This window comes from Neobacillus sp. SuZ13, from assembly GCF_030123365.1.
Taxonomy (GTDB): Bacteria; Bacillota; Bacilli; order Bacillales; family Cytobacillaceae; genus Neobacillus.
The window spans coordinates 932,113-958,285 of the sequence record NZ_CP126107.1 but is presented as its reverse complement, the minus strand read 5'-3'; the positions used below and the strand labels follow the sequence as shown (position 1 = coordinate 958,285).

The following is a 26,173-nucleotide window of genomic DNA, read 5'->3' as shown; positions in this document are numbered from 1 at the left end:
TGACTAGGTGTTAATATATGAGTATTATTATAAGTAGTTATTAAAACTACATGTTGTAATAGGAGGCATTACAAATGAACAATTACATTCGCGAACCTATTAATGGACTGACTCATTTAGCGGGTGCAATATTAGCCTTTGCCGGGCTCCTTGCGATGGTTATTAAAGCTTCTGCGACAACCAGTTCACCGACTGCGATTACTGCGGTCATTATTTTCGGCGTTAGTATGATTCTGCTTTACTCAGCATCAGCCACTTATCACATGGTAATTGCCCGCGATAAAGTCATTGCCTTTTTACGCCGGCTCGATCATTCAATGATTTTCATTTTAATTGCTGGTACGTATACTCCTTTTTGTTTTATTAGCTTGGACGGAAAAATAGGTGCGATTCTATTTTCCATTATTGCGGGTATTGCAATAAGCGGGGTTGTTTTTAAAATGGTCTGGTTTAATTGCCCGCGCTGGATTTCTACCGCTTTGTATTTAGCGATGGGCTGGATGATTGTGTTTGTATTCTCACCGCTTACGGGAAGCTTAAACCCCAATGGTTTATTTTTGCTCATTCTCGGTGGAATTTTTTATACTATTGGCGGAGTGATCTACGGTGCAAAACCTAAATTCTTGCAATCAAAATACATGGGCTTCCATGAAATTTTTCATATTTTCATTTTGCTAGGAAGTCTGGCACACTTTTTAACCGTATTTCTATACGTCATTTAATATAATGTTAAAACTTTTAAAACGCCCTCGATGGATGGCGTTTTTTGTTTTTGAAATAAACTTTAATGGTTAGGACAATATAAAACTAATAATGCACCATACTAAGATAGAGGTGTTCTAAGTTGGTACGATTAATTTTTCAATTGATTGTCATTGGACTTTGCTCGATTCTTTTTGGATTTGCCTTTAACACTTTTCTTATTCCCCATCAACTGACCTCAGGTGGTGTGACAGGCATCGCTTTTTTTATTCACCATTTTTTAAATATCAATACTGGATGGATTATCTTGCTGATCAATATTCCTTTATTTTTCTTAGGATTAAAATACTTAGGCAAAAAGTTCATTTTGCTGACAGGGTATGCTGTCTTTGTGTTATCAATGAGTATGAAATTTATTCCGATTCATCCTATTAGCAATGATATTCTTCTTTCTTGCATTATTGGGGGGGCACTTTATGGAATAGCCGTTGGGCTGATCATTCGGATTGGAGGCTCTACGGGAGGAACGGATATTGTTAGTCTTACTCTTGCGAAAAAAAAGAACTTGCAGGTGGGCTTTTTAAATATTTGCATGAACCTTTTGGTCGTGGGGATTTCCGGATTGATTTTTGGATGGGGTATCACACTGTATACGATTATCGCTATTTATGTGTCGGGCCGGGCCGTTGATATGGTTTATACCAATCAAAATAAATTAACGTTAACGATTGTTACTGATAAATATGAAGAGCTGACGGATGCACTAATTCATTTGCATGCTCGGGGTGTAACGGTAACGGATGCAGAAGGGGCTTACACTCATAAGCCCAAAAAGGTGTTAACCACGGTGATTACCAAATTCGAATTAAATGAAACCAAACATACGATTAGACAGGTGGATGCGAAGGCGTTTGTCAATATCATGCAAACAATGGAAGTAATGGGGCGTTTTCGGAGGGATTGATGGGGTGGGATGATGCCCATGGATTTTGGATAAGGGCATAAATCGTATTAACCAGGTTACCTGAACCGATTTTTACCTTCGCGGGCATTAATTGCATCCACTAGTTCCCGTTGGACCGTTTTTTGGACCTCGTCGGGCATTAGTCGCTTCCTCTAGTTCCCGTTGAAGCGTTTTTTGGACCTCGTCGGGCATTAGTCCCTTCCTCTAGTTCCCGTTGAAGCTTTTTTTGGACCTCGTTGGGCATTAGTCGCTTCCTCTAGTTCCCGTTGAAGCGTTTTTTGGACCTCGTTGGGCATTAGTCGCTTCCTCTAGTTACCGTTAATCCGTTTTTTGGACCTCGTTGGGCATTAGTCCCTTCCTCTAGTTCCCGTTGATCTGTTTTTTGGACCTCGTCGGGCATTAGTCCCTTCCTCTAGTTCCCGTTAATTCGTTTTTTGGACCTCGTTGGGCATTAGTCGCTTCCTCTAGTTACCGTTAATCCGTTTTTTGGACCTCGTTGGGCATTAGTCCCTTCCTCTAGTTCCCGTTGATCCGTTTTTTGGACCTCGTCGGGCATTAGTCGCTTCCTCTAGTTCCCGTTAATCCGTTTTTTAGACCTCGTTGGGCATTAGTCGCTTCCTCTAGTTCCCGTTGAAGCGTTTTTTTAGCCTTCTCGGGCATTAGTCGCTTCCACTAGTTCCCGTTGAAGCGTTTTTTTAGCCTTCTCGGGCATTAGTCGCTTCCTCTAGTTCCCGTTGGACCTTTTTTTGGACCTCGTCGGGCATTAGTCGCTTCCTATGATTACCGCTATCCCGTTTTTACTGCCTCTTCGGACATCATCCCACCGAATTTCCTTTAAAATTTAATCAATCCACCCCAACTAATCTATTAAGTTCCTCCATCAATACCCGAGCGTGATTATAGACCGGGTCCTTTGCTCCATATAGGAGCGTGACTGTGCCCTGTGCTGTCATTTCAAAGATTTGCCGGATATATTCCCGTTTTTGTTCATCTGAACGAAGTTCCTCAAGGTATCTGTTCCGGAATTCTTCAAAAAGTTCAGGTTTGTGACAAAACCATTTCCGCAACTCATTGCTCGGAGCTAAATCTTTAAACCAATACGACAGCTTTGCCGCATCCTTAGAAATCCCCCTCGGCCAGAGCCGATCAATCAAAATCCTAAATCCATCCACTTCCTCAAAAGGCTCATAGACCCTTTTCATAAAAATATTATCCATACTTCACCTCCAAATAGTGTCAGGCACCATATGATCCAAGCGTCCACCCCATATAGACAAATTCATAGTTTTGTTCACGAATGGTGTCAGGCACCAATATTAAACCACCAATATTAGTCCTCGTCCTTCACGTCAATGCTTTCTGGGATGGGTTCGTTTAGGATTTCTTCGATTAGTTGTTTGTATTTTTCCATTTGTTTTAGGTGGGTATTGAATTGTTCTTTGTAGATCAGGTATGCTTCCCCATCAAATAGGGCGCGGATTTTCTTTTGCTGAATAAGGCTTTTAACGGTTGCCTCAGGCATTGATAAATATTCTGCCGTCTCTTTTATAGTAAGGTACAATTTGATTACTCCTCTTTATGAAATTCAATTTGATGGACACCCCTTCCGGCTCTTCCCTTTGTTGTTTCCGCTTGTGCTAAGGAATTTAAAATGGCTTCCTCGGCAGCTTCTGCTGCGGACGTAAATAGCTGGTTCATAATCGGATGGTCCTCGCGAAGCTGGCAGCGAGTTTCAATCTTCGCGTCCGAAAAGTGTACCATTTTATGGGCCGTGGAAAAAGCAATGACAATATCACCGCTGCCATGACTAAAATGACTGCCGGTTCGGCCCAGTCCAATCCCGCAGCGTTTCGCCAAGCGCTGCAATTGCCGGTCACTTAACGGGGCATCGGTGGCCAAAACAATGATAATCGAACCATCGGATGTCTCAGACAAGCCTCCCGCCTGTGAATAGCGAAATGCTTGTAATTCTGCCTTTTTTCCAAAATTGCTAAGAACTAAGCATCCGACCGTGTACTCTTCAACGATTCGGGAGGACGAGCCAATCCCGCCTTTATAACCAAAGCAAACCATGCCTTTTCCTGCTCCAACCGCCCCTTCGACTGCCTGTTCTTCCGATGCTTTCTTGATGGCTTCAATGGCATGCTCAGGTTTTACAGGAAATAAACGGATTGAATTTAAATAGCTGTCATTACATTCCCCAACGACTACATTAATGGTTCCTGTCGTGTCACCAATTTCCTGATCCCTTCAAGCATGTATTCCAGCACTCCCTGTGTGACAGCTGGGACCGCGAAGGTATTTGTTAACATGATGGGCGATTCAAGCACACCTAATTCATTCAACTGGACAAGACCTGTTGTTTTTCCAAATCCGTTAATAACATAACTGGCCGCGGTTACTTTTTCTTTAAATAAATTGCCTTTATGAGGAAGGATTGCCGTTACACCTGTACAGGCATATTCCTCAACTGACTGATTAATCGGGTAGTCAAGTGTAACATGTCCTACCATTACTTCAGCCACATCGGTGATACAGTTTTTCCTTCCCGTTGGCAGGTTTCCAACGATGATTCCTTTTGCTCTAACCTTCATCGGAAAATCCCTGGCCGATGGTCAAGAAAGTTTTGATAAGCAAAGCCGCGGACAACCTCTTCAGAGTAATATTTTAATAGTTCGTTGATAAGATTTTGGCTTTTCGAGGTGTCCTCTAAATTAGTGATAAAAGTAGAAATCCCATCAAAATCCGAGCCGAATCCGATTTGTTTGACGCCGCCCAATGAGCAAAAATGATCAATATGTTTCACAAGGTCTGAAATCGTTACTTCACCTGATTCCTTAACAAAAGGCGGATGATAAACAACATGAATCAAGCCGCCCTTAGCAAACATCGCCTGTGCCTGTTCATCTGTTAAATTTCGCAAATGATTACAAAGTGCTCGAGCGTTCGAGTGACTTGCAATCGGATACTTGGCTAATTCAATGACCTCCCAAATCCCCTTATCACTCAAATGGGAAACATCGGTCAGGATTTGATGGTCGTTATTAAACTCGACAATCTCTTTCCCGAACAACGTCAGCCCCGCCCCACGCGGTTCACCGGCACCATCTGCAGCGAGATTTGCTTGATTCCATGTCAAACCAACGGAACGTACCCCAAGTTGATAAAGAATATGAAGCTTTGCTAAATCGTTGCTAATCGCATCAACGCCTTCAAGTGTTAACATCGCGCCAATTTGGCCAATTTTTAAGCGGTCAAAATCGGACCATTCTTTGATATGGACCATATCCGGATTTTTTCCCAGCACTTCCTTGTAAAAATAATCAACTTGCTCGAGAGCTACTTGAAATTTCTGATCACCCTTGATTTCAGGTTCAATAAATATCGCAAAGCATTGAACTTTGATTTGGCCTTGCTGTAATCGTGTTTTATTTGTATGTAATTCCGGCGCATCCGCAAACCGTAGTTTCCCTTGCGCTTCTTGAAGTTTCATCAGGGCATCACAATGTAGGTCAATGATATTCATTCAGCATACTCTCCTTTTTATTAAAAATTTTATCACAACAAAAGGGGCTAGGTTGGTAAATACCTAGCCCGAAAAAAATTTAATTTAATAGTTAGTTTGATTCCGCCATCTTTTTAATACTTGGCAGCACCTTGTCCCAAATATCCGCACTTAAATCACGGTATTTTTTCCCTTCCGGCATCACAGAAAAATCACCTTGTAAGATATGTAAGTTTGTCATACCCATTTCCTCGGATAATTGGAAGGTGATTCCGTCCTCTTCGGTGACAAGCGCCTTTTCCTCACTGCGCACATCAAATACGGTAAAGCGGAGGAGTTTATTTTTCTCAAGAGCCGTCACATTACCTTCGACGATCACTGTCCCATCTTCCCCTTTCCAAAGGACAGGACTACCTAATTCCCATGTAGAGTCGAGATGAAACTGAGGTCCGCCGCTCGAGAATTCCGTTGCCCAATGGTTATTGTACTCCTCAACCGTTAACACATCCCATACCTTTGACGCCGGAGCATTGATTACAATCGTTTTATCGACAAATAGTTTTTTCATATATACCTCCTAGGGCAAGATATCTCCATTATAATTCTTCGATTCCCTCTCCCAAAATTATCGACCATAAAGAGAAAAAAACTCACCGACTGGCGAGTCCTAAACAAATTTTAATATTTTCTTAGAAACACGGCCTCCTTTTCCATCAATTTATTACGAATGCATTCATGACAAAAAGAGAGGATTTTTTCTATCTCCTGCGTTGTATTTGCAAGAACCCTAAGGGCAAACCCTGGCTCTGCGATCATAGTGAGACCAATTCGTGCTTCAGAAACCGATTCGAAATAGTTATGGAGTTCTTCTAAAAAAAGCTGGTTTACTCGATCATCAATAACAATCATCGTCCCAAAATGGGTAAACCCCTCCATAAAACCAATCCCCTTGATATCCCCATCTGGTTGAAGTTTTAGATGATCAAATAATATTAATCTCTCATCTCGGTATACTTCCATTTTGGATTGCAGTAAGCCATATTGAAATAATGTGCCATCAGGCGCCCAGCCTGGAGTAAATATTTCTGAACAAATAAGGGAGGACCCGCTCTCCATTCGAACTACAGTACGTTGCTTATAACAACTATACTGGTAAGCGATAACTGGATCGGGCATATATTCTAAAACACTGCCGCTTTTTAAATAGATCGTCTGCTCTTGAATGGCAGGCTTGATTGTCGTCTTATATATTTTAGTAGATGATTGCGTCGTGATAATGGCATTGGCGTCTTCTTCCAGACAAATATCAATTTTATATGAATCCCCGTCCACATAACCCCCGCCAGGATTCATTATATAAAAACAGGCCTCACCGCTTGTTGTCAGGTAAATAGGTCTAGTAATTTTAAAAGCACCCTCAGAATAGGAATCTTTTAAAATTGTTTTCTTCCCTTTCCTGGAACCTGTTAGTCTTAAGTATCCTGTCCAGTTTACCACCTACCCTAACCCAACCAGCAGTGCATTTGACTTAAGCCAATGAATAACTTCGTTTACACCGACATCCTCTTTTAAGTTCGTAAAAATATAAGGCTTCTTGCCTCGAGCTGCCTGTGTATCTGCCTCCATGACCTCTAGACTTGCGCCAACATACGGTGCTAAATCAATCTTATTGATAATAAATAGATCAGATTTAATCATCCCTTGTCCGCCTTTACGAGGAATTTTTTCCCCTTGGGCTACATCAATAATATAAATGGAAAGGTCAACAAGTTCAGGACTAAAGGTGGCGGCTAGGTTATCACCTCCACTTTCAACAAAAATAAGCGCAAGGTCCGGATGTTTCTCCTTTAGCTCATCAATTGCAGCAAAGTTCATCGACGCATCTTCCCGAATTGCTGTATGCGGGCAACCGCCGGTCTCTACACCAATAATTCGATCCCCCGGGAGCACACTGTTTTTTATTAAAAACTGTGCATCTTCCTTTGTGTAGATGTCATTGGTTACAACCGCCATTTTATATTCCTCATGGAGGTACCTGGTTAATCGCTCAACAAGCAGCGTCTTCCCTGCTCCAACTGGTCCTCCAACTCCTATACGTACTGGTTCCATTGTTTCCCCTTCTTTCATGGTTATTAGGACATAAACAATCGGGTATGTAGTCTTTCATGGCGCATTTGTGCAATTTCAAGGCCAGGAGCAACAACTCCAAAATCATCCACATCCATATGTTCAATTTCTTCTGTTATTTTCAGTAAAAAAGGCTGCAGTTCTAATAGGATACGCTGACCAGCTGTCTGCCCAAGCGGTATTCCGCGCACACCATTCTGAATAAGAGTCACCATACTTGAATAAAGGAAAGTCAAGATCCCCTGTCTTTTCTCAATACCTAAGTAGTGGCATATGATTGAAAAAGCAATTCCAGGGTGGCCCAACGCCTCCTTGGCACGAATTTTACTAAGGTACACCTTTAATAATGGAATTGAATATAAATCATGCCCCATTCGAATCAATCGTTCCCCAATCCGTCGGTTTGCTTCCCGTGTTTCTTTGGGGATATTCTGTATGAACAGTTTTCGATCGAGTATCCAGAGCTCTTCCGTATCATTATTAAGTAAGGTTTCATAGGTTATGCGGCAGGCAAGTCCATCCGTATAGGCCAATTGTTTTTCCAAGTAAATGCGGAGCCATTCAAAAAAGGTTTCCTTACTATAGACGGTTTCTTCCTGAATGTAAGTTTCCAATCCAAATGAATGGGAAAAAGCACCTGAAGGAAAATTCGAATCGCCAATTTGCAGTAAAGCTAAAAGTTGATTATCCATGCGAGTGTCCGATATGGCGGAAAGCCCTTTTTACCTTTCTCTTCTCTCTTGAGTATGGAACACCCAATTGGTCGAGCAGTTCCTGAACAAGATAATCAAATTGGACAAGCATAACCTCACCTTCAAATTGCGCTGGTAAGTGGCGGTTGCCCAATTGATGAGCAATTTCCCCCATTTGCTTTAAACTTGTCGGCTGAATCACGATCAAGTCGTCGCTGGTGACACTGATGACAATCATATTTCTGTCATCCATGAATAATATATCGCCATCAATCAAGTCTTTTGGTTCCTTTAAGCGGATCCCAACCTCTTTTCCGTGGTCAGTTGTCACCCGCTGAATTCGCTTCACTAAGTCATCACTAGCTAGATATACCCTTTCTATGTGACGTCCAGTAGTTGAGATTTCTTCTACATTGCCAATGACTTTTTCAATAATCATTCTCTCACTCCTAAAATAAGAAATAGCGCTGTGCCATCGGTAATACCTCAGCTGGTTCACAGGTCATTAGTTCTCCATCCACGATCACCTCATAAGTTTGTGGATCGACTTCAATGGATGGCATCTCAGCATTTAGCTTCATATCCTTTTTTGATAGCTGTCTGATTCCTTGTACTGGCTTGATTTGTTTTTTTAGTCCCAGCTTTTCGGGAACTCCAAGTTCAATCGCTGCTTTTGACATGAAAGTAACCGATGTGGTGTACTTGGCTTTACCGAAGGAAGCAAACATGGGCCGATACAGAACAGGCTGCGGAGTGGGAATTGAGGCATTTGGATCTCCCATCAAACTATGCGCAATCATTCCACCTTTGATAACGATCTCTGGTTTAACGCCAAAAAATGCCGGATCCCAAATGACGAGATCTGCCAATTTCCCCACCTCCACCGACCCCACTTCCTCCGCAATCCCATGCGTTATCGCTGGATTAATTGTATATTTGGCAATGTATCGCTTAGCACGGAAGTTGTCGCAGGCCCCCTTGTCTTCCGGTAGCTTGCCGCGCTGCTTCCGCATTTTATCAGCTGTTTGCCAGGTACGAGTGATCACTTCTCCTACTCGGCCCATCGCCTGCGAATCAGAACTAATCATGCTGAATACGCCCAAATCGTGGAGAATGTCTTCCGCTGCAATCGTTTCTTTTCTGATGCGCGAATCAGCAAAGGCAATATCCTCCGGCACGTCGGGGTCCAAGTGATGACAAACCATCAGCATATCTAAATGCTCATCTAAGGTATTTTTGGTGTAGGGTCGTGTTGGATTGGTGGATGACGGGAGGATATACGGGAAACTTGCGACTTTAATAATATCAGGAGCATGACCTCCGCCTGCACCTTCCGTATGGTACGTATGGATGACCCGGCCATTAATCGCTGACAAAGTATCCTCGACAAACCCGCCTTCATTTAAGGTATCGGTATGAATGGCAACTTGTATATCATACTTGTCCGCGACCTTGAGGCAGTGGTCAATGGCAGAGGCAGTCGTCCCCCAATCTTCATGCAATTTAAGACCAATCACACCGGCATTAATCTGTTCAATTAACGGTTCCTCAGCAGACGAATTACCCTTTCCTAAGAATCCTAGATTTATAGGGAATTCTTCAGCAGCCTCCAACATGCGGTGAATATTCCATTCCCCCGGCGTACAAGTGGTTGCATTTGTTCCCGTTGCCGGACCGGTGCCACCGCCAATCATGGTTGTAATCCCTGATGACAGGGCTGTTTCAATTTGCTGCGGACTAATAAAATGGATATGGGCATCAATCCCGCCGGCTGTTACAATCATCCCTTCTCCGGCAATGACTTCTGTCGACGCCCCAATGATGAGGTCTACACCTTCCATTAAGAGAGGATTGCCACTTTTTCCAATTCCAGTGATTCTGCCATCTCGAATCCCAATATCGGCTTTATAGATCCCGCTATAATCCAAAATAATGGCGTTGGTAATGACGGTATCCAGTGCTCCCTGTGCTCGTGTCACAAGCGGATGCTGCCCCATCCCGTCACGGATTACTTTTCCACCTCCAAATTTCACTTCATCCCCATAAATAGTAAAATCCTTTTCTATTTCGATAAATAAATCAGTGTCCGCAAGCCGGATGGCGTCGCCTGTTGTAGGACCAAACATGTCTGCATATTGTTTTCTCGACATTCGAAAGCTCATAACTGTTTCTTCCCCCCTTTGTCCAGAGGGCCATCTGTTTTATTATTTAGTCCATAGACTTCACGCTTACCGGCGAAGGGAACGAGGTCTATTTCCTTCGCATCGCCAGGTTCAAAGCGGACGGCAGTGCCAGCAGGGATATTTAGATGCTTTCCAAATGCTTGGTCTCGGTCAAATTTTAGTGCGCTATTTACTTCATAAAAATGAAAATGGGAGCCGACTTGAATCGGCCTGTCACCTTGATTGAGCACCATGACCCTAACAGCCGTTCTCCCCTCGTTACAAATAATCGGCTCTTGTTTTAATCGATATTCTCCTGGTATCATTTTTTTACTTCCCCTCCCCAGTTGGAAGTTATTTTACATTTACTGTAAAATCAACTCTCTATTTCGTAAAATAACTTCATTTTTTGTAAAATCGAACTTCTCATCCGTAAAATAAATTTGATTTTTGTAAAATTAACCCCCTATTTTGTAAAATCCCCCTATTTTTCTTCTAAAATTAGCTTAAAGTCCCAACCAACCCACTCTAAATCTATCGAATTGGTTCATGTACAGTGACAAGCTTGGTTCCATCTGGAAAGGTTGCCTCTACCTGAATATCGTGAATCATCTCCGCGATCCCTTCCATCACATCTTCATTGGATAATATTTTGGCCCCCTCACTCATCAGTTCTGCCACCGATTTCCCATCTCTTGCCCCTTCGATAATTTCGTAGGTGATCAGGGCAATCGCCTCAGGGTAGTTTAATTTTAGGCCTCGGTCTTTACGGCGCCTTGCCAGGTCTGCTGCAACAACAATCATTAATTTTTCCTGTTCCCGCTGAGTTAATTTCATCGCCTGCCTCCCCCCAGTAAATCATAAAGTGTACATGCAATAATTTTCGTAGCATCAATCAAATCTTCGATTCTAATGTGTTCATCAGCCCGGTGCCCGTTGGCCTCTTCTAACACTTTAGGTCCAACACCAAACATGATCGTTGGGATCCCTTTTTCATAGAAATGACGGGCATCTGCATAGATTGGTACGCCGTTAATGGCTAATTCACCCTTGCCCTTCATAATGGACTGCCAATTCGAAGACAGAGCTGAAATCAATGGGGAATCTTCCGGAACAGGTCCGAAACTTTCTGCATGGAGAATTTTGCGAATCTCTATTTTTATTCCCTTGACCGTCTTTACGGCTTCTTCCACCACACTTCTAAATTCCGCCTCCGCTTGTGCCCCATCTTCACCAGGAATCAGTCTTCGATCTACTCTGATCGTGCATTCATCAGGCACAACATTCGTGTTAATTCCTCCCGAAATGAGACCGACAACTAAGGTTGGATGATCAATTCCAGGCACAGTAGATTTTTTCGCAGCAAGAGTCTTTCGGTATTCATATAAACGATTTAGAATCTCAGTCGTCGCCTCAAGCGCATCAATTCCAGTATGCGGTAAGGCCGCATGAGCAGATTTTCCTGTTGTTTTCACTTCAAAATGTAAACAGCCATTGTGAGCATTAACCGCTGAATAGGTAAAGCCAGCAGCAATCGCCTGATCTGGTTTAATATCCCCTTGATCAAGCAGTCTTTTCGGTCCTAATTCGCCTCCTGTCTCTTCATCAAAGGTAAATGCAAGGTTGACTTCCCCTTGCAGCCGCTGACTGATTTTTGCCTGTTTCAAAGCTAGAACAGCATATGAGTAGGCAGCAATATCCGATTTGGAGACAGCTACACCCCGGCCATACATCCTACCGTTAATGATCTCCCCTCCATATGGGTCAACACTCCAGCCTAACCCTGGCGGCACGACATCACCATGTGCATTTAGGGCTATATTGGTTCCCTCTCCATTTCCAAACTTCGTGCGGCTTAGGACATTGGCCAGACTGATCATTCCAGCCGCTTTGACTTCCTCTTCCTCCACATCTAATAGGGAAACATCCTCAAATCCGAGTTCCTGAAGCTGATGATATAAAAAGGCTGCAATTGGATAACAGTCGCCTGCAGGATTATCCGAAGGAACTTGCACGATTTTTTGTAAAAAATCAATCATTTCTACCTGGTGCTCTTCAATCCATTGGACTAACCGTTCCTTATCCTGATTCATCAAATTCCTCCTCTTCACTAAAGACAAACACCAAACTTTCCTTTACCCACCCCTAATTGGTCATCATAAATGACTTTTCCTCGTAAAATTGTTTTCTTCACTTTGAGTAAAAACTCCTTATCCTCATAGGGTGAATAAGCATTTCTAAAGGCCAATGACTGTTTATCAACAATCGTTGATTCATCTAAACGGATCAGCACTAAGTCCGCATCGAGTCCAGGCCGAACCCTTCCTTTCCGTTCAGCGATTCCAAACCTCTCTGCCACATTCGACGTCCCTAATGGTAAAATTTCTTTAAGGCTGATTCTCCGTTTAAGGGCTTCATCAAGCAGTGAAAGCCATGTAAATTGAACCCCCTGAATTCCTCCCCATGCTTCCCAGATGGAATCCGTTGCTTTCATCGAATATAAGCATGGAGAATGATCGGAGCCAATGGTATCAATCCACCCTCTCTGAAGGCAGTCCCATAGCCCCTCTACTTCTTCGCGCGGTCTTAATGGCGGCGCACATTTGAGGATGGCACCGCTTTTAAGAAAATCCTCTTCATCAAAGATTAAATAATGGGGACAGGTTTCAACGGTGACGTCTACTCCGCTTTTTTTGGCTTGCTCGATCAATCCGATTACTTTCGCTGAACTAATATGCACAAAATGAAGGGCAGTTCCATATTTTGCAGCAAGTTCTAGTGCATAATTAACAGCTTTTTCTTCTGCTGATACGGGTCTGCTGGCGAGAAAGGCCTTTCGTTCATTCATTCCCACCCTTTGTTTATAAAAAGCTGACAACTTATGAATCTCCTCATTCCATTCTGCATGGAGGGCGAGAATCTTCTTATGTTCCGAAGCTGCTTGCATGGCTTGTTTCAATCCATTCGGAGATACGAATGGGAAATCTTCAATTCCACTCTCACTCATAAATGCCTTCCAAGCAATAATCCCCGTACTCATTTGGGAGAGCTCTTTCCGGTCAGTGATGTTCGTCTCTGTTATTCCCCCCCACAGAGCATAATCAACATATGACCTAGTAGCTAAGTAATCCTTTTTATCTAGTAAATTATTAAGATTAGTGATGGAGGGGGCACAATTCAGCGGCATATCAAAAATCGTCGTGGTGCCGCCGATTGCTGCGGCACGGCTGCCTGTCTCAATACCTTCCCAATCCGTTCTTCCCGGGTCATTGAAATGGACATGGGCATCAATAAAGCCAGGAACAACGAGACAGCCGCTTGCATCGATCACTGTATCTGTTTCCTCTTTCAATGGTTCTGCTTCACTTTTTACAAAGGAGTCGATTTGCTCATCAATTACTCGAATGTTTACCTCTCGAAAGCCTTCCTCGGTAAAAACAAGCCCATTCTTCACCCATAGTTCTTTCATGTTAGGATCCTCCTTAACTCCCTCGATACGTACTATACCCACCAGGTGAAATCAGCAATGGAACATGATAGTGGGATTCGGGTTCAGAGATGCCAAAGCGAATAGGAACACAATCTAAGAAGGAAGGGTCTCCGAGTAACGTACCACGATTACGGAAATAATCTCCCACATGAAAACGAAGTTCATAGATTCCTATTTTCATGCTTGTTTTTTCTAGAAGTGATTGGTTAACTCGCCCATCCTCATTTGTCCGGCATGTTAAAATGAATTGAAACCTGTTTTCTGAATCAACTTGCCATAACTCCACTACCACTCCACTTGCTGGCTTACCAATACTTAAATCCAGAACGTGAGTAGTTAACTTTCCTGTCATTTCGGTAATTCCCCTGGATTTTCTAAATCATCACGTGTCATTGAAAAACATTGAAACCCGTAAGGAGGTCGCGGTTCGGTAAATACCTTTCCATCTTGTGAGGCTGGAATTTCGTCTAAAACGGTTTCCCACGTCCGGTTATTGGATTCAAAGCGAACCTCAACTAACTGTGGAAAACGCTCTAATACGCGAAGGCCAATGCGGTAGATAAGATTTTGGATGGAGGGAGAATTTTCTTCATGAAAAACCGTATAAGCAATATCCCTTACTTGCTCTGCGGCGACATACCCATTTGCTGTCCTGCCCTTCGCTTCCTCAAAATCGTTATAGCGCCACCCAATATTCAAAAAGATAAACAGCGGTCGATCAAAGGATTCCGGAAGTGTTGTATATTCATCTTGCACAAACCCATAAAAGGAACTGCCTCGTACCTTTAAAAGCTTTAGTCCCTTTAAACTGCTGAGATGATCAGTTGTGATAATTTCTTCTCCAGAGCGTTTCACTTCCACTTGAGCCAAAGACTGCTCATTTAATGAATAGCGAAATACTAATGGGCTCGGTTCAAAACTATCTTTCGTCGGTACTGGAAGTTCGTCAAATGGGATTTGTTCACTTGAAATATCGACTGCACTCATATGTGAATACGTTTCAAGGAAACGACGGCCGACAAACTCAAGGAACCCTTCTTGGGTGGAACCTTTATAATCGCCAGCATGTTTTAAAATAAAATTTTTCATTGAATCAGTTGCGACAACTAATGAATTATCGCCATCTTTAAAAGACGGTAAGAAAGCATCGCCCTCTACTGCCACCTTCACGTTCATTCCAAACAGAATATTGCTTCTACCCGAAAAGGCTGATTCAGGAATTGGACGGACCGCTGTGAGCGGGGTTGCGTAAGTACGATAAACCCAAACATCTGCTTTTCCATAACGCATCGTTCTTTGCATAGCATCCTCCCCTTTATTCAATAAGATCCGTTAAGCGGAACCCCACAATTTTATAGACTTCATTTAAGGCTGTCAGGAATTCTTGTTCATAGGCATTAGCAACACGCACTTTCATTGCTGCAAGGATGGTACCCTTGTTTTGGCCCTTCACCGCCATGATAAACGGAAAGCCAAATTGTTCAACATACCTTTGATTTAGTGACATAAACTCCTTATGTTCATCCATAGTTAACCGATCAAGCCCAACACCTGCTTGCTCCTTTTGTGAAACCTCTGAAATGATTAATCTAGTCCCGAGATCCGGATGGGCCCGAAGCAGTGCCAATTGAACAGCTTCCTCTGCATTTTTTACAACCGTCACCATTCTTTGTAAGAGTTCCTCACGAGAATTTAAGGGCAGACTTTCCCATGCTGCCCTTGCCACCCATGGAGAGTGCTCAAACACCCATCCTACTGCACTCACAAACTCTTCTTTGTTCATTTGATTTACGTCCTCGATTGAAAGCCGCGGCTGGTTATTCACTACTCGTGCCCACCCCCTTCAGAATTTCATAATCCTCTTTTGTATCCACATCAAAAAAGTCCCAACTGTTTTCATAGTCAACTAGTTTTCCAGTTAATTGAGATTTTCTAAAAAGCTGGCGAGCCCCTTCATCCCCTTCAAGTTTCAATAAGTCAGGAACTACTTTAGTTGAAAAAATAATTGGCGGTCTCGGAATGCCCTGAAAACTTGCCGCAAGAAACGGGATATCGATATTTTGGTGGTGACCCTTCATGTAACGAAAAACTAAGTCATTGATGATTTTTACTGGCAGAAGTGGTTGATCAGCAAGAAGGATCATGATTCCTTTTGGCTCCATTTCCATTGCTTCCCGTAATCCAGTGTGCAAGGAATGGGCCTGCCCTAGATCAGAGTCTTGGCATATCACAGCTTTCCACTTTTCTTGGAGAGGAGTTTGAAAAAGGCTGCGCTCAATCCAGTGGAGATGATCCGCTTCCCTTGTTACCACAATGGTAAAACTTAATTCAGATTTTACTGCTTTTTCTAAGACTGACTGACCAATTGATCTTTTCCCCCATGGGAGGGCCAGTTTGTTAATCCCCATCCGCTGACTCTTACCCGCGGCAAGACAGACTGCGATGACCCCAGCGTTATAGTTCAAAGGTAATCACCTTTTGCTGCCTCTTACTCCGTTGCCGTTGTATTAGTTCTGCAACTAAACTGATAGCAATCTCCTCGGGCCCCTCTGCTCCTATCGATAGACCTGCAGGACTGTTAATTTCCTGAGGAAATGCCAGCCCCTCGAGAAGACGTTGTGTCCTTATTCTTGGACCAAGGACGCCTAAATACATTAATTCCTTCCCCTTTAAATGACTCAATATCTCCTGATCCTTTTGAAATTGGTGCGTAAGGATCAGGACTGAATCAGAACAGGTTAAATGAAGAAGTGGAATCGTCTCATAAGGATTTCCAACTAGCCATCCATCCGCATCTGGAAAGCGGTCTACATTACACAAGGCAGAACGCCAATCGGAAACAGTCACTGAAAATCCTGCCTGTGAGGCGATTTTTACCAATGGCACGGCATCAGCGCCGGCACCAAAAACAACTAATCGAGGCTTCGGTTCAAAGGAATGAATATAAACATTTGATGATAGTTCCGCAAAATATTTGATCCCGCTTTTCGGAAAGTTTTGATGAATTCCGTTTAATAGACCTTTAACCTCATCTAATGTCCTTCCATGCCATTTTCCAAAATAGTGTTGATCATCCGAGAAAAATAAATAGTCAGAAACCGAATACTCCTCGGTCATTTTTTTCATCATCGTGACTCGATGGCCATTGTCCAAATGGAACTTTAGCTTTTGAAGGTGATCACGTAGAAAGGCATCGACAGGTTCAAGAAGCACACGGATGACCCCGTTGCAGCCTGCACCATGTCCCCACGATAAATCGTCCTCCTCCCGCATATCATAAATTACAGTTTTTACTTTTCCTTCATCCCTTGCTTCTTGAGCTCGATAGGATAAGTCTGTTTCTAAACAGCCTGCACTTAACATGCCAACCTTTGTCCCGTCACTTCGTAACAACATGGATGTACCTTCTTTACGATAGGCGGATCCTTCTACATGAATGATGGTAGCTAAACAATCGCCTTCATGATAAGAATCAGAAAATAAGGCGTTTAAGATTTCATGAATCCCTTCCATCTTGGCCCCCTATTCTTTCCTAGTTTCTAACTATATATATATTGATAGACCTCCCAAAATACACCCATGTTCTTTTTCAATTTTCTACTGACCAGGTAGTTTTATGTAGATAGATGAACATAATGAACAAAGTCCATGTCATCTTTTTTCACCATACTATCCAAAAGAGGAAATAGTATCTACATTAATGTCATAAAATCTTACATAAAAAATTGGCGGTTTGATTGTTTTCTTTTTATTTGGCTGTGTTAAACTTGTCTGTTGATTTCCGTTCCAGGCACTTCGCTTTCCGCGGGCGTGCCGGTGAGCCTCCTCGTCGCTTTGCTCCTTCGGGGTCTCTCCTGCCCCGTACTCCCGCAGGAGTCTTCGTGCCTGTAACGAAGATCAACAGAGTGCTAAAATCAACATTAACATTTAACACAGCCTTTTATTTAAAAATCATGTCAGAAATCCTTTCAACAATAGAGCATTTGTGAGCATCTTACTGAATAATGTATGGTAAGTTCATTCACTGTCCTCAATTCCTGGCAACAAAGCTTACCCCCAACCTGCCAGTTATTCAACAAGAAAGAATCAATCTAAATAAACCAATTGAAAAATAGAATGGAGTGCTGGTATGACGGATACTCTCTTTATGGAAAAAGCGATTGAGCTAGCATTAAATAATGTATTGACGAATCAAGGGGGACCATTTGGGGCGGTCGTCGTCAAGGATGGAAAGATTGTTGGTGTGGGCCGAAATCAAGTGACAGGGACAAACGACCCTACTGCCCATGCGGAGGTACAAGCGATTCGAGATGCCTGCCGAAATTTAAACGACTTTCAGTTAAACGACTGTGAAATTTATACCAGCTGTGAGCCTTGTCCGATGTGTATCGGCGCCATTTACTGGGCTCGCCCTAAGGCTGTTTATTATGCCTGCACCAAACAAGAAGCAGCGAAGATCGGCTTTGACGATCAATTTATTTATGACCAGCTATCACTTCCTGTCGAAAATCGAAAAATACCGATGAAAAAAATCTTTCCAACAAATGGAGACTTACCTTTTAAAACATGGGAGAATGCAAAAGATAAAGTGGAATATTAATTTGACAAAAAGGATGTTGTCCTATGGAAAGCAAACAAATAATCAAACGAATCTCTGTATCCACCAAAAGAGAGCTAGCAGATACAGTCATTAAAAATGGCAAAATAATTGATGTCTTTACTGGTGAATTGATGGAAGGTGACATCGCAATTGTGGATGGGTACTTTGCAGGGATCGGTGAATATGAGGGGAAAAATGTCATTGATGCGAAGGGGCTATATATTTCCCCTGCTTTTATCGATGGTCATGTGCACATTGAATCCTCGATGGTCACACCCAAGGAGTTTGCGAAGGTTCTTCTGCCGCACGGGGTGACCACGGTTATTGCCGACCCTCATGAAATTGCCAACGTATTAGGAACGGATGGAATACAATACATGCTCGATTCCTCGGAAAATCTACCGTTTGACTATTTCTTTATGCTTCCATCCTGTGTTCCTGCGACTGAATTTGAAAATTCCGGTGCTACTCTATATGCCGAAGACCTCAAACCGTTTTATCTCGAGCCACGTGTATTAGGACTAGCTGAAGTCATGAATTTCCCGGCAGTCTTTCATGCTGAACAGGACATGATCGAAAAGATTATAACATCTAAACAATCTGGTAAAAAAATTGATGGCCATGCCGCTGGCTTATCAGCCAATGATATTAATGTTTATATGTCAGCAGGGATTCGAACTGATCATGAAAGCACAACAGCCGTGGAAGCAAAAGAACGTCTCCAAAGAGGAATGTATTTAATGATTCGCGAAGGGACAGTGGCAAAGGACTTGCAACAATTGATAACAATCGTCAATGAACGCAATGCCAGAAGATGCTTATTTGTCACTGATGATAAACATTTAGACGATCTTGTTCATGACGGCAGCATCGATCACAACGTGAGACTTGCTATCGCCTCAGGCCTCTCAACGATTACCGCCATTCAAATGGCAACCATCAATGCAGCCGAATGCTTTGGACTCGAAAATAAGGGTGCGATTGCCCCCGGATACAAAGCTGATTTCTTCCTGTTTGATGACATGAATAAAATTAATATTAGAACCGTTTTTAAAGACGGGAGGGCCGTTGTCGACAATGGCCAGCTTACTATGGATTTAAACAACCAAACTTTCGTTGAAACAGAGCGATTAAGAAATTCAGTTCGTTACCATGAGCTAACAGTAGAACATTTCCATATTCCTTTAAAAACGAACAAAGCAAATATCATTGAAATCATCCCCAATAGTCTTGTAACCCGTCATATAATTGAAAAAGTTGAAAAGAATAATGCCGGGTTCTTTCAAACTTCCATCACGAATGACCAACTAAAGCTGGCCGTAATTGAACGCCATCACTTAAAAAATCAAATTGGTTTAGGAATTGTCAAAGGTTTGGGGCTAAAATCAGGGGCCATCGCCACAACTATTGCCCATGATTCTCATAATCTAATTATTGCTGGAACGAAAGATGATGATATGGTAATTGCCGCAAAAGCGATCAAAGAGATGCAAGGCGGTCTGGTCGTTGTCAACCATGGAGAAATCATTGCTTCCTTGGAACTATCCATTGCAGGCTTAATGTCCGATCGGCCATATCAAGAGGTGTATTCCGGTCTTAAAGAAATCAATCTTGCTCTTCAAAAACTAGGAGCAAATCATCACTTTAACCCGTTTCTAACCTTATCATTTTTAGCACTTCCGGTCATACCAGAATTAAAACTAACAGATAAGGGGTTATTCAAGGTTAGTAACTTTAAACATATCGGTCTTGATGTGGAGTAAAAAAAACATCCTCTCACCATTTCGGCCGAGAGGATGTTTTCGTGTATTTGCTTTTATAAAGCAACCGAATCCTGATTTTCAACTTTTCTATTATAATACCTATTGAGAAAATGCCCATTTAAGGAAGCAAGGACCTGTTGAAATAGCATGCCGACAACTACTGGCACCGCTACTGCCGCTGGAAAGTAGGAAACTGCGATTACTGCACCCGCACTGATATTCCTCATGCCGCCAGTGAAAGTCAGCGATATAACGTTGTCGCGTCCACCTTTAAAAAATTTCCCTATTAAAAACGAAAACAAGTAGCCAGTCAATGCGATCATAAAGACTGTCAACGTAATACTAACTAATTTAAGATTAATATTCTTTAAGTATGGTGCCACAACAGCCCCATTTAGCATGACCACAAAACCGAGGCATATTTTTGAAAAGGGCGCAAGACGTGTTCCCAATTGGTCTTTAATTTTCCCCTTGGTCACTTGGTTTAAATACATACCTATCAGCGAGGGAATAACAACCATTCCCAATAGCCCCTTCATAATATTGATAAAGTCCATCTCAATGGTTTCACCCATAAATAACGATAGCGAATAAGGAACAATAATGGGTGAAAGCAAGGTATCGATTAAAATAATCGATAAGACCAGAGGAATATTCCCTTTGTAAATAGCCACCCACATGAAGCTTGTGACTCCTGTCGGGATTACCATTCCTAAGATAAGTCCTGTAATTGTATATATATCACCAGAAAAGACGACATGACCAACACTCCAAGCCCAGATCGGCATAAGAATATGGAGGATTAACATCGCGATAAAAATCGGAAACGGATGAACAATTACTTCCTTTAACGAATGAAAATTGGAACTTAAACTTCCTGCGAAGGTCATAAATGCAAAAATCCATGGAATTAAGAAAGAAAAGTCCTTTAGATAGATACTGAACAATACTCCAGTCAATACACCAACCGGAGTAATTAATGGCATAATTCTTTCTAGTTGTTTATTTATCTTTTGCAGCATGTTGAGAATCTCCCTATTCGTCTTGAAGCGAACTTACATATGTCCTTCCAGTAAGTCCATCCTTTTAAAGACGTCACTTTTTACTTATAAAGAATACCACATTTTCCTTCTATCCTGTATCAAGCAATCTAAAAATCTTTCGAAATACGAAAAAATGTACATGTAAAATATTTACTAAAGATGTATAATAATTGCAATCTATTTACATTGTATTTGAAATGAGAAAGAAGTGAAGCAGTTGGCAAAAGCGCAAAAATATCAGATATACATGCTATTAATATTTGTAATGGCCACATGGGGGCTGAATGTCATTGCAACGAAGATTATTGTTACGACCTTCATGCCGGAGACCATTACAGCACTAAGGGTATTCACTGCGGGCATCTGTGTATTTATCATACTTAGTTTTTTAAAGAAAGTAAGGCTGCCTTCAAAAAAAGAGTTTCGCTATATTTTTTTTGCATGCTTTTTTAACGTGGTATGCCACCATTTCTTTCTGTCACTTGGGTTATTAAAAACTTCTGCAACAAACGGAGGACTTATATTAGGACTTGGTCCCTTGCTCACGACGATTGTTGCCTTTTTCTTATTAGGAACTAGGATCACGCTGATTCGATTGTTGGGAATCACGATGGGATTTATGGGTGTTACGTTTATTGTGATTTTTGGAAATGATGGAGTAAGTTCCGTCTCGAGTGGAGATATTTATGTGTTCTTGGCAATATTTTCCCAAGCATTAAGTTTTAGTTTAATAAAAAAATGTTCCGATACGTTGGATCCGCGCTTGATGACAGGTTATATGCTGGTAATTGGTTCTGTCATATTATTTATCATTAGCTGTTTTACAGAACCCAATGGGCTAAAAGAAATTTCCCATGGTTCTGTCAGCGTTTGGATGATATTCTTTGCTTCCGCCATTATTGCCACGGCTGTAGGTCATATGATTTACAATAATGCCATCGGTAAAGTGGGTGTAGCTGAATCGGCTATTTTTATCAATTTCAACCCGTTCTTTTCCTTGATTGGTGCCGTAATTTTTCTCGACGAGCAGATTACTGCATCGCAAATCTTTGGTTTCATCTTCATACTTGTAGGTGTTTTATTTGGGTCTGGTGCATTTGAAGAATTCCTATCTCAATCCAAGCAAAAAAAGAAACGATTATATTTGAATAAAGTGAAGGACTTGCATTAATGTGACTCTGGCCTGGGTCACATTTTTTATCCCCCAGATACTCAATCCCAATACACCCCAAGTCTTAGACAAAAATAAATCTCTGGTTCATTGAGGAAAGCGAGAGGATTTCTTATCCTTAACTAGAAGATGTAAGAAAAAGGGGATGGGAAAAGTGAAAAGGATTGTCTTACTGCTATTGGTGATCACAGGATTATATATTCTCTACAATCAAGTTTCTGCATTCGATTGGTTTAGTAAAACAGCTAATAAAACCACACAGTCAGCATTGACAAAGGGTATTGATGTTATTGAAGTGGATATTTCTAGTGTCAGCACCACAATTATTCCAGAGGATCGGGAAGATGTGAAAGCCATCTACAACGGTAGAGATAAGCTAACCGTTAGAGAGCACGGCGACACCATCGAGGTTTCCGTCAGACATAAGGGATTTGGTTGGCTCGACTGGTCTCCTTTCTCTAAAAAGAAGAAATTAATAATCTATATTCCAGAAGATTATCACCGCAAAATAAGGATCAGTTTGGGTTCAGGGAATGTTAATTTTTCAGGACAATCCAAAAGCAAACCGGTAAAACTAGACGAACTAAAAGTTGATATTGGTTCAGGCAACATGGACCTGAAAAACATGACGATCAACAATTTTGAACAAAATGTAGCGTCAGGAAATGTCGATATTAAATCACTACAAACAGAAACTGGATCGTTTGATGTAAGTTCTGGCAGCCTGGATGTGAAGGAATATACTGGTGCCATTCAAGCAAATGTTTCCTCTGGGGAAATTGATTTTCAAGTAGATCAACTGACAGATTCGATTGATATTGAGGTTAGTTCTGGAGATGTAAAACTTGACCTTCCTAACAATGCGGATTTTACATTAGACGGAGATGTTACCAGTGGAGATATCATTTGTGAACTGCCATTGACATCAAAAAATATCAAGAAAAGAAGCATCGAAGGCATCCATGGCTCTGGTAAGTACAAAATAGACCTGGATGTGTCCAGCGGGGATATTACAATCCGTTAATTTTTAATAGCGTGTGGATGTGCTCATCCATGCGTTTTTTAATTTATTTATAAAAGGAACCTTAATCCAAAAAATATCATATTTTATTCTGGCTTGCGTTTTAAATATGGAAGGAGAGTTACCATGTATTACCACCCTTACCAATATCCAATCTATCCTCCATTGTCTGCATACCCGCCTCAAATTCTGTTTCAACCGTATCCAAGGAGTTATCCCCCCGTTGATGTAAAAATATTTGAGAGCTCAGTCAAGTCATTTCGTCTATTAATGGACCAAGGGAGTATTTTGTTAGATCGCTTAGGGGATGTTGGCTTCGCTCGGAAAATGATGAGTGCAGCCCAGCAGGGGAAAAAAGCGGAAGTTGACCATTTAATTAGTTCCGTTGGATTAAAAGTACCTGTTGAAACCCAATTTACACCATCTGGTGTCCAATTCGAGCTCTACGCTTCTCCGCACCCCAACAATCCTGAGAGCTGCTGTACATTAAAAGTGTCGATGAAATGGGGGAAGTAAATAAATTATTTATCAAAAAAAGTGGTATCCCCATCACAATTGGATACCACTACTTTTTTCAATTTTAGATAAAAGATATCTATCCATCTGCTCCACTGGTATTGGTTTGCTAAAGAAATAGCCCTGACCAATTTTACAATCGTTTTCCTTTAAAAAATGAAGCTGTTCATCTGTTTCGATTCCCTCTGCAATGACAGCGAAGTTTAAATTTAATCCCATATCGATAATCGTTTTCACCATGATTCCTTGATTCGCATGGTAAATAATATCATCAACAAATGTTTTATCAATCTTAATTTTATCAATTGGCAAATGTTTTAAATAACTTAATGAGGAATAGCCTGTTCCGAAATCGTCAATAGAGATAAGTACGCCTAGGTCCTTCAATTTATTTAAAATAATTGTTGAGTTTTCTAAATTTTGCATGATGCTCTCCGTGATTTCTAACTCTAAATGATGCCCCTCTAGACCCGTTTCATCTAATAAGCTTGAGATATAATCGATGAGATGGTCATCTTCAAATTGGCGAACGGAAACATTAATAGCGACAGGAAAATCATGAAAACCCATCTGTTTCCAAACTTTTCGCTGCTTACAAGCTTCTTGGAGAACCCATTTTCCAATCGGAACAATCAATCCTGTTTCTTCTGCCAACGGAATAAATTCACAAGGCGGAATGAGACCGTGTAGAGGATGCTGCCAGCGAATTAATGCTTCGATACCAACTAATGCCCCTGTTTTCAAACATACTTGCGGTTGATAATGCAGCATCAATTGATTCTGTTCCAGTGCTCTTCTTAAGCCATTTTCCAACTCCATTTTTCGAATAGAGATCCCATTTAAATTGGCAGAATAGAATTGGAAATTATTTTTACCCCGTTCTTTCGCTTGATACATAGCAGTGTCTGCATTTTTTATTAAGGTTTCTACATCCACTCCATCCACAGGGTAAAGACTAATCCCAATACTAGGTGTCACAAAAAACTCTTGTTCATTCACTTCCAGCGACTTGGAAAACTCAGCGAGGATTTGCTGGGCAATATTAGCGGCCCTTTCTTTGTCTGTGTCCTCTAGTAAAATAATAAACTCATCCCCACCCTGCCTAGAGACCATTCCTTCCGTATGAACAGTGACATCTAGTCGATGAGCTACTTTTTGGAGGATAAAATCACCGACTGTATGCCCTTTGGTATCATTTATGATCTTAAATCGATCCAAATCTAAAAATAAAACAGCCTGGGTCTTGTCTGATTGCTTAGTTAAGACTTCGTTTAGATGGTTTCTAAATTGGTTTCGGTTGGGTAATCCCGTCAACGAATCATAAAAAGCCATATATTGAATGGTTTTCTCTGCTTTCTTCCGCTCCGTAATATCCCTGCCAACCACTTGTACTGCGAATCTTCCTTCATAAATGATCGAGGTTGCAGCCATCTCCACGTCAATAGTCTCTCCATCCAGCCGATTTACTTGGAATTCAAACCTTACCATTTCTTGTTTTGGTTGCTCGAATTGTTCTCGAATCAAGTTAATAATATTTGCGGAGGCAAATTTCATAACAGATTCACCAATGACCGCTTCTGAACTCGACGCTCCAACTAGTTTCCAGCCTGCCTCATTCATATATTCTATTTTTTTCCGGCTGACAACCGCAATAATATCAGGTGACATTTCTACTAAACTACGGTAACGATCTTCGCTTTCTTTGCGATCAGTAATATCTATAAGGACACTATTGAAATCTACAAAATTCCCCTTACGATCAAGAGTTGGAAATCCCCGATCCTGAATCCAACGGACTTCACCATCCGGCCGAATAATCCGATATTCGCTCGTGACGGTTTCTCCTATAGCTAATTTTTGCGCTCTCTCTTCTAAGAAAGTTAAATCATCTGGATAGATTACTTTTTTCCATAGATTAAGATCTTGATAGAAATCTATATAAGAGTATCCATACAGTTTTTCAATCCCCGGTGTAATTAATAAAGAGTCTGATGTTAAATCATGGGACCATATCGCGATATCTAACGTATCAAAAATATTTTTTAATTTTAGCTTATTTAAACGGAGTTCATCGTCTTTCCTACTAATTTCCTTTAGAGTATTCATAATAAATGGAAGGATGCCTATAAGTATGAAAAGAGAGACATACTTGATTACACTTACGGATGGAAAAAGAAATGTAAAGATCAAATCTAATAACTCAGTAAAGACGATCAAACAAAATATGAGCATCCAATTATGTACATTATTTATTTTTCGGGTCCTCATGTTGATTTCTCCCTTTTTATGTTAGCATTTTAGTGCTTTTATACTAAAAAAATCGTAGTATCTTTAAAATAACAAAAAACTATTTACTTAACAATCAAAGGTTCACAAAATTGGAAACGATTACAATTATTTTTATTTCTGAAATAACT

27 protein-coding genes and 1 pseudogene are annotated in these 26,173 nt (G+C 41.4%); 7 read left to right on the top strand and 21 right to left on the bottom strand.

The annotated features are described in order from the left end of the window. Positions 1-74: 74 nt before the first annotated feature. Complete coding sequence (gene trhA, locus QNH17_RS04565; RefSeq protein ID WP_283877617.1) at positions 75-722, top strand: PAQR family membrane homeostasis protein TrhA; 648 nt, start codon at positions 75-77, stop codon at positions 720-722. A gap of 122 nt (positions 723-844) precedes the next feature. Then, positions 845-1,666, top strand: a complete 822-nt coding sequence (locus QNH17_RS04560) for a YitT family protein (protein WP_283877616.1) — start codon at positions 845-847, stop codon at positions 1,664-1,666. 845 nt (positions 1,667-2,511) lie between these two features. Here the strand turns inward: QNH17_RS04560 and QNH17_RS04555 are convergent. The 19 genes and pseudogenes from QNH17_RS04555 to QNH17_RS04465 all read right to left on the bottom strand — a co-directional run bounded on the left by QNH17_RS04555 (position 2,512) and on the right by QNH17_RS04465 (position 17,155). Then, positions 2,512-2,883, bottom strand: a complete 372-nt coding sequence (locus tag QNH17_RS04555) for a DUF488 domain-containing protein (protein ID WP_283877615.1) — start codon at positions 2,881-2,883, stop codon at positions 2,512-2,514. Positions 2,884-2,996: 113 nt separating this feature from the next. After that, positions 2,997-3,227, bottom strand: coding sequence for an excisionase family DNA-binding protein (locus tag QNH17_RS04550; protein ID WP_283877614.1), 231 nt, complete (start codon positions 3,225-3,227; stop codon positions 2,997-2,999). Positions 3,228-3,232: 5 nt separating this feature from the next. Further along, positions 3,233-4,260, bottom strand: a pseudogene (locus QNH17_RS04545) (P1 family peptidase). Then, positions 4,257-5,192 carry a dipeptidase gene (locus QNH17_RS04540; RefSeq protein ID WP_283877613.1) on the bottom strand — a complete coding sequence of 312 codons (936 nt, stop codon included), beginning with the start codon at positions 5,190-5,192 and terminating at the stop codon, positions 4,257-4,259. Before QNH17_RS04540 ends, QNH17_RS04545 begins: the two are co-directional and overlap by 4 nt. Before the next feature lie 91 nt (positions 5,193-5,283). Continuing rightward, entirely contained in the window at positions 5,284-5,739 is a 456-nt protein-coding gene (locus tag QNH17_RS04535) for an SRPBCC domain-containing protein (protein WP_283877612.1), read from the bottom strand. Positions 5,740-5,849: 110 nt separating this feature from the next. Continuing rightward, the gene (locus QNH17_RS04530; RefSeq protein ID WP_283877611.1) at positions 5,850-6,668 is read right to left on the bottom strand and encodes an urease accessory protein UreD; all 819 of its coding nucleotides are present in this window, start codon (positions 6,666-6,668) and stop codon (positions 5,850-5,852) included. Continuing rightward, positions 6,669-7,280 (bottom strand): urease accessory protein UreG, encoded by a 612-nt coding sequence (ureG, locus tag QNH17_RS04525; RefSeq protein ID WP_283877610.1) that lies wholly within the window; start codon positions 7,278-7,280, stop codon positions 6,669-6,671. 23 nt (positions 7,281-7,303) lie between these two features. Next, positions 7,304-7,990 carry an urease accessory protein UreF gene (locus QNH17_RS04520; protein ID WP_283877609.1) on the bottom strand — a complete coding sequence of 229 codons (687 nt, stop codon included), beginning with the start codon at positions 7,988-7,990 and terminating at the stop codon, positions 7,304-7,306. Beyond that, entirely contained in the window at positions 7,983-8,429 is a 447-nt protein-coding gene (ureE, locus tag QNH17_RS04515; RefSeq protein WP_283877608.1) for an urease accessory protein UreE, read from the bottom strand. The genes QNH17_RS04520 and ureE overlap by 8 nt, the downstream gene beginning before the upstream one ends. 10 nt (positions 8,430-8,439) lie before the next feature. Continuing rightward, complete coding sequence (gene ureC, locus QNH17_RS04510) at positions 8,440-10,152, bottom strand: urease subunit alpha (protein WP_283877607.1); 1,713 nt, start codon at positions 10,150-10,152, stop codon at positions 8,440-8,442. Beyond that, positions 10,149-10,478, bottom strand: coding sequence for an urease subunit beta (locus QNH17_RS04505; RefSeq protein WP_283877606.1), 330 nt, complete (start codon positions 10,476-10,478; stop codon positions 10,149-10,151). The genes ureC and QNH17_RS04505 overlap by 4 nt, the downstream gene beginning before the upstream one ends. 208 nt (positions 10,479-10,686) lie before the next feature. Further along, complete coding sequence (locus QNH17_RS04500; protein ID WP_283877605.1) at positions 10,687-10,989, bottom strand: urease subunit gamma; 303 nt, start codon at positions 10,987-10,989, stop codon at positions 10,687-10,689. Next, positions 10,986-12,245, bottom strand: a complete 1,260-nt coding sequence (locus tag QNH17_RS04495; RefSeq protein WP_283877604.1) for an ArgE/DapE family deacylase — start codon at positions 12,243-12,245, stop codon at positions 10,986-10,988. Before QNH17_RS04495 ends, QNH17_RS04500 begins: the two co-directional genes overlap by 4 nt. 17 nt (positions 12,246-12,262) lie before the next feature. Continuing rightward, on the bottom strand, positions 12,263-13,621 hold the full coding sequence (allB, locus tag QNH17_RS04490; protein ID WP_283877603.1) for an allantoinase AllB: 1,359 nt from the start codon (positions 13,619-13,621) through the stop codon (positions 12,263-12,265). A gap of 13 nt (positions 13,622-13,634) precedes the next feature. Beyond that, a complete protein-coding gene (gene uraH / locus QNH17_RS04485) occupies positions 13,635-13,994 on the bottom strand; it encodes a hydroxyisourate hydrolase (protein WP_283877602.1) in 360 nt (119 codons plus the stop codon). Then, positions 13,991-14,944, bottom strand: coding sequence for a factor-independent urate hydroxylase (pucL, locus tag QNH17_RS04480; protein WP_283877601.1), 954 nt, complete (start codon positions 14,942-14,944; stop codon positions 13,991-13,993). The genes uraH and pucL overlap by 4 nt, the downstream gene beginning before the upstream one ends. A 13-nt stretch (positions 14,945-14,957) precedes the next feature. Further along, positions 14,958-15,467: a 2-oxo-4-hydroxy-4-carboxy-5-ureidoimidazoline decarboxylase gene (uraD, locus tag QNH17_RS04475; protein ID WP_283877600.1), complete on the bottom strand. Its 510-nt coding sequence runs from the start codon at positions 15,465-15,467 to the stop codon at positions 14,958-14,960. Continuing rightward, positions 15,460-16,107: an NTP transferase domain-containing protein gene (locus tag QNH17_RS04470; RefSeq protein WP_283877599.1), complete on the bottom strand. Its 648-nt coding sequence runs from the start codon at positions 16,105-16,107 to the stop codon at positions 15,460-15,462. Before QNH17_RS04470 ends, uraD begins: the two co-directional genes overlap by 8 nt. Then, on the bottom strand, positions 16,097-17,155 hold the full coding sequence (locus tag QNH17_RS04465; protein WP_283877598.1) for an XdhC family protein: 1,059 nt from the start codon (positions 17,153-17,155) through the stop codon (positions 16,097-16,099). Before QNH17_RS04465 ends, QNH17_RS04470 begins: the two co-directional genes overlap by 11 nt. A gap of 616 nt (positions 17,156-17,771) precedes the next feature. On the opposite strand from QNH17_RS04465, the gene QNH17_RS04460 reads away from it, so the two are divergent. Together QNH17_RS04460 and ade are read left to right on the top strand one after the other, a co-directional pair. Continuing rightward, positions 17,772-18,242: a nucleoside deaminase gene (locus QNH17_RS04460; protein WP_283877597.1), complete on the top strand. Its 471-nt coding sequence runs from the start codon at positions 17,772-17,774 to the stop codon at positions 18,240-18,242. A 23-nt stretch (positions 18,243-18,265) separates the two neighbouring features. Further along, positions 18,266-20,005: an adenine deaminase gene (gene ade / locus QNH17_RS04455; protein ID WP_283877596.1), complete on the top strand. Its 1,740-nt coding sequence runs from the start codon at positions 18,266-18,268 to the stop codon at positions 20,003-20,005. Between the two features lie 53 nt (positions 20,006-20,058). On the opposite strand, the gene QNH17_RS04450 is transcribed toward ade, so the two are convergent. Continuing rightward, complete coding sequence (locus QNH17_RS04450) at positions 20,059-21,027, bottom strand: bile acid:sodium symporter family protein (RefSeq protein ID WP_283877595.1); 969 nt, start codon at positions 21,025-21,027, stop codon at positions 20,059-20,061. 229 nt (positions 21,028-21,256) lie between these two features. Here QNH17_RS04450 and QNH17_RS04445 point away from each other — a divergent pair, with 229 nt between their 5' ends. The 3 genes from QNH17_RS04445 (at position 21,257) to QNH17_RS04435 (ending at position 23,756) form a co-directional block, all read left to right on the top strand. Then, positions 21,257-22,219, top strand: a complete 963-nt coding sequence (locus QNH17_RS04445) for a DMT family transporter (RefSeq protein ID WP_481858572.1) — start codon at positions 21,257-21,259, stop codon at positions 22,217-22,219. A 154-nt stretch (positions 22,220-22,373) separates the two neighbouring features. Next, entirely contained in the window at positions 22,374-23,243 is an 870-nt protein-coding gene (gene liaG, locus QNH17_RS04440; protein ID WP_283877593.1) for a LiaG family protein, read from the top strand. A 123-nt stretch (positions 23,244-23,366) separates the two neighbouring features. Continuing rightward, positions 23,367-23,756: a YuzC family spore coat inner layer protein gene (locus tag QNH17_RS04435; RefSeq protein WP_283877592.1), complete on the top strand. Its 390-nt coding sequence runs from the start codon at positions 23,367-23,369 to the stop codon at positions 23,754-23,756. 33 nt (positions 23,757-23,789) lie between these two features. Here QNH17_RS04435 and QNH17_RS04430 read toward each other — a convergent pair whose 3' ends face one another. Further along, positions 23,790-26,024: a sensor domain-containing protein gene (locus QNH17_RS04430; protein WP_283877591.1), complete on the bottom strand. Its 2,235-nt coding sequence runs from the start codon at positions 26,022-26,024 to the stop codon at positions 23,790-23,792. Positions 26,025-26,173: the final 149 nt, after the last annotated feature.

Bases quoted from the DNA above. Each gene is read 5' to 3' on its own strand.
- trhA (WP_283877617.1), top strand. From the start codon at position 75: ATGAACAATTACATTCGCGAACCTATTAATGGACTGACTCATTTAGCG.
- QNH17_RS04555 (WP_283877615.1), bottom strand. From the start codon at position 2,883: ATGGATAATATTTTTATGAAAAGGGTCTATGAGCCTTTTGAGGAAGTG.
- QNH17_RS04540 (WP_283877613.1), bottom strand. From the start codon at position 5,192: ATGAATATCATTGACCTACATTGTGATGCCCTGATGAAACTTCAAGAA.
- QNH17_RS04535 (WP_283877612.1), bottom strand. From the start codon at position 5,739: ATGAAAAAACTATTTGTCGATAAAACGATTGTAATCAATGCTCCGGCG.
- ureG (WP_283877610.1), bottom strand. From the start codon at position 7,280: ATGGAACCAGTACGTATAGGAGTTGGAGGACCAGTTGGAGCAGGGAAG.
- QNH17_RS04520 (WP_283877609.1), bottom strand. From the start codon at position 7,990: ATGGATAATCAACTTTTAGCTTTACTGCAAATTGGCGATTCGAATTTT.
- ureE (WP_283877608.1), bottom strand. From the start codon at position 8,429: ATGATTATTGAAAAAGTCATTGGCAATGTAGAAGAAATCTCAACTACT.
- ureC (WP_283877607.1), bottom strand. From the start codon at position 10,152: ATGAGCTTTCGAATGTCGAGAAAACAATATGCAGACATGTTTGGTCCT.
- QNH17_RS04505 (WP_283877606.1), bottom strand. From the start codon at position 10,478: ATGATACCAGGAGAATATCGATTAAAACAAGAGCCGATTATTTGTAAC.
- QNH17_RS04500 (WP_283877605.1), bottom strand. From the start codon at position 10,989: ATGAAATTAACTCAGCGGGAACAGGAAAAATTAATGATTGTTGTTGCA.
- QNH17_RS04495 (WP_283877604.1), bottom strand. From the start codon at position 12,245: ATGAATCAGGATAAGGAACGGTTAGTCCAATGGATTGAAGAGCACCAG.
- allB (WP_283877603.1), bottom strand. From the start codon at position 13,621: ATGAAAGAACTATGGGTGAAGAATGGGCTTGTTTTTACCGAGGAAGGC.
- uraH (WP_283877602.1), bottom strand. From the start codon at position 13,994: ATGACAGGAAAGTTAACTACTCACGTTCTGGATTTAAGTATTGGTAAG.
- pucL (WP_283877601.1), bottom strand. From the start codon at position 14,944: ATGCAAAGAACGATGCGTTATGGAAAAGCAGATGTTTGGGTTTATCGT.
- QNH17_RS04465 (WP_283877598.1), bottom strand. From the start codon at position 17,155: ATGGAAGGGATTCATGAAATCTTAAACGCCTTATTTTCTGATTCTTAT.
- QNH17_RS04460 (WP_283877597.1), top strand. From the start codon at position 17,772: ATGACGGATACTCTCTTTATGGAAAAAGCGATTGAGCTAGCATTAAAT.
- ade (WP_283877596.1), top strand. From the start codon at position 18,266: ATGGAAAGCAAACAAATAATCAAACGAATCTCTGTATCCACCAAAAGA.
- QNH17_RS04450 (WP_283877595.1), bottom strand. From the start codon at position 21,027: ATGCTGCAAAAGATAAATAAACAACTAGAAAGAATTATGCCATTAATT.
- QNH17_RS04435 (WP_283877592.1), top strand. From the start codon at position 23,367: ATGTATTACCACCCTTACCAATATCCAATCTATCCTCCATTGTCTGCA.
- QNH17_RS04430 (WP_283877591.1), bottom strand. From the start codon at position 26,024: ATGAGGACCCGAAAAATAAATAATGTACATAATTGGATGCTCATATTT.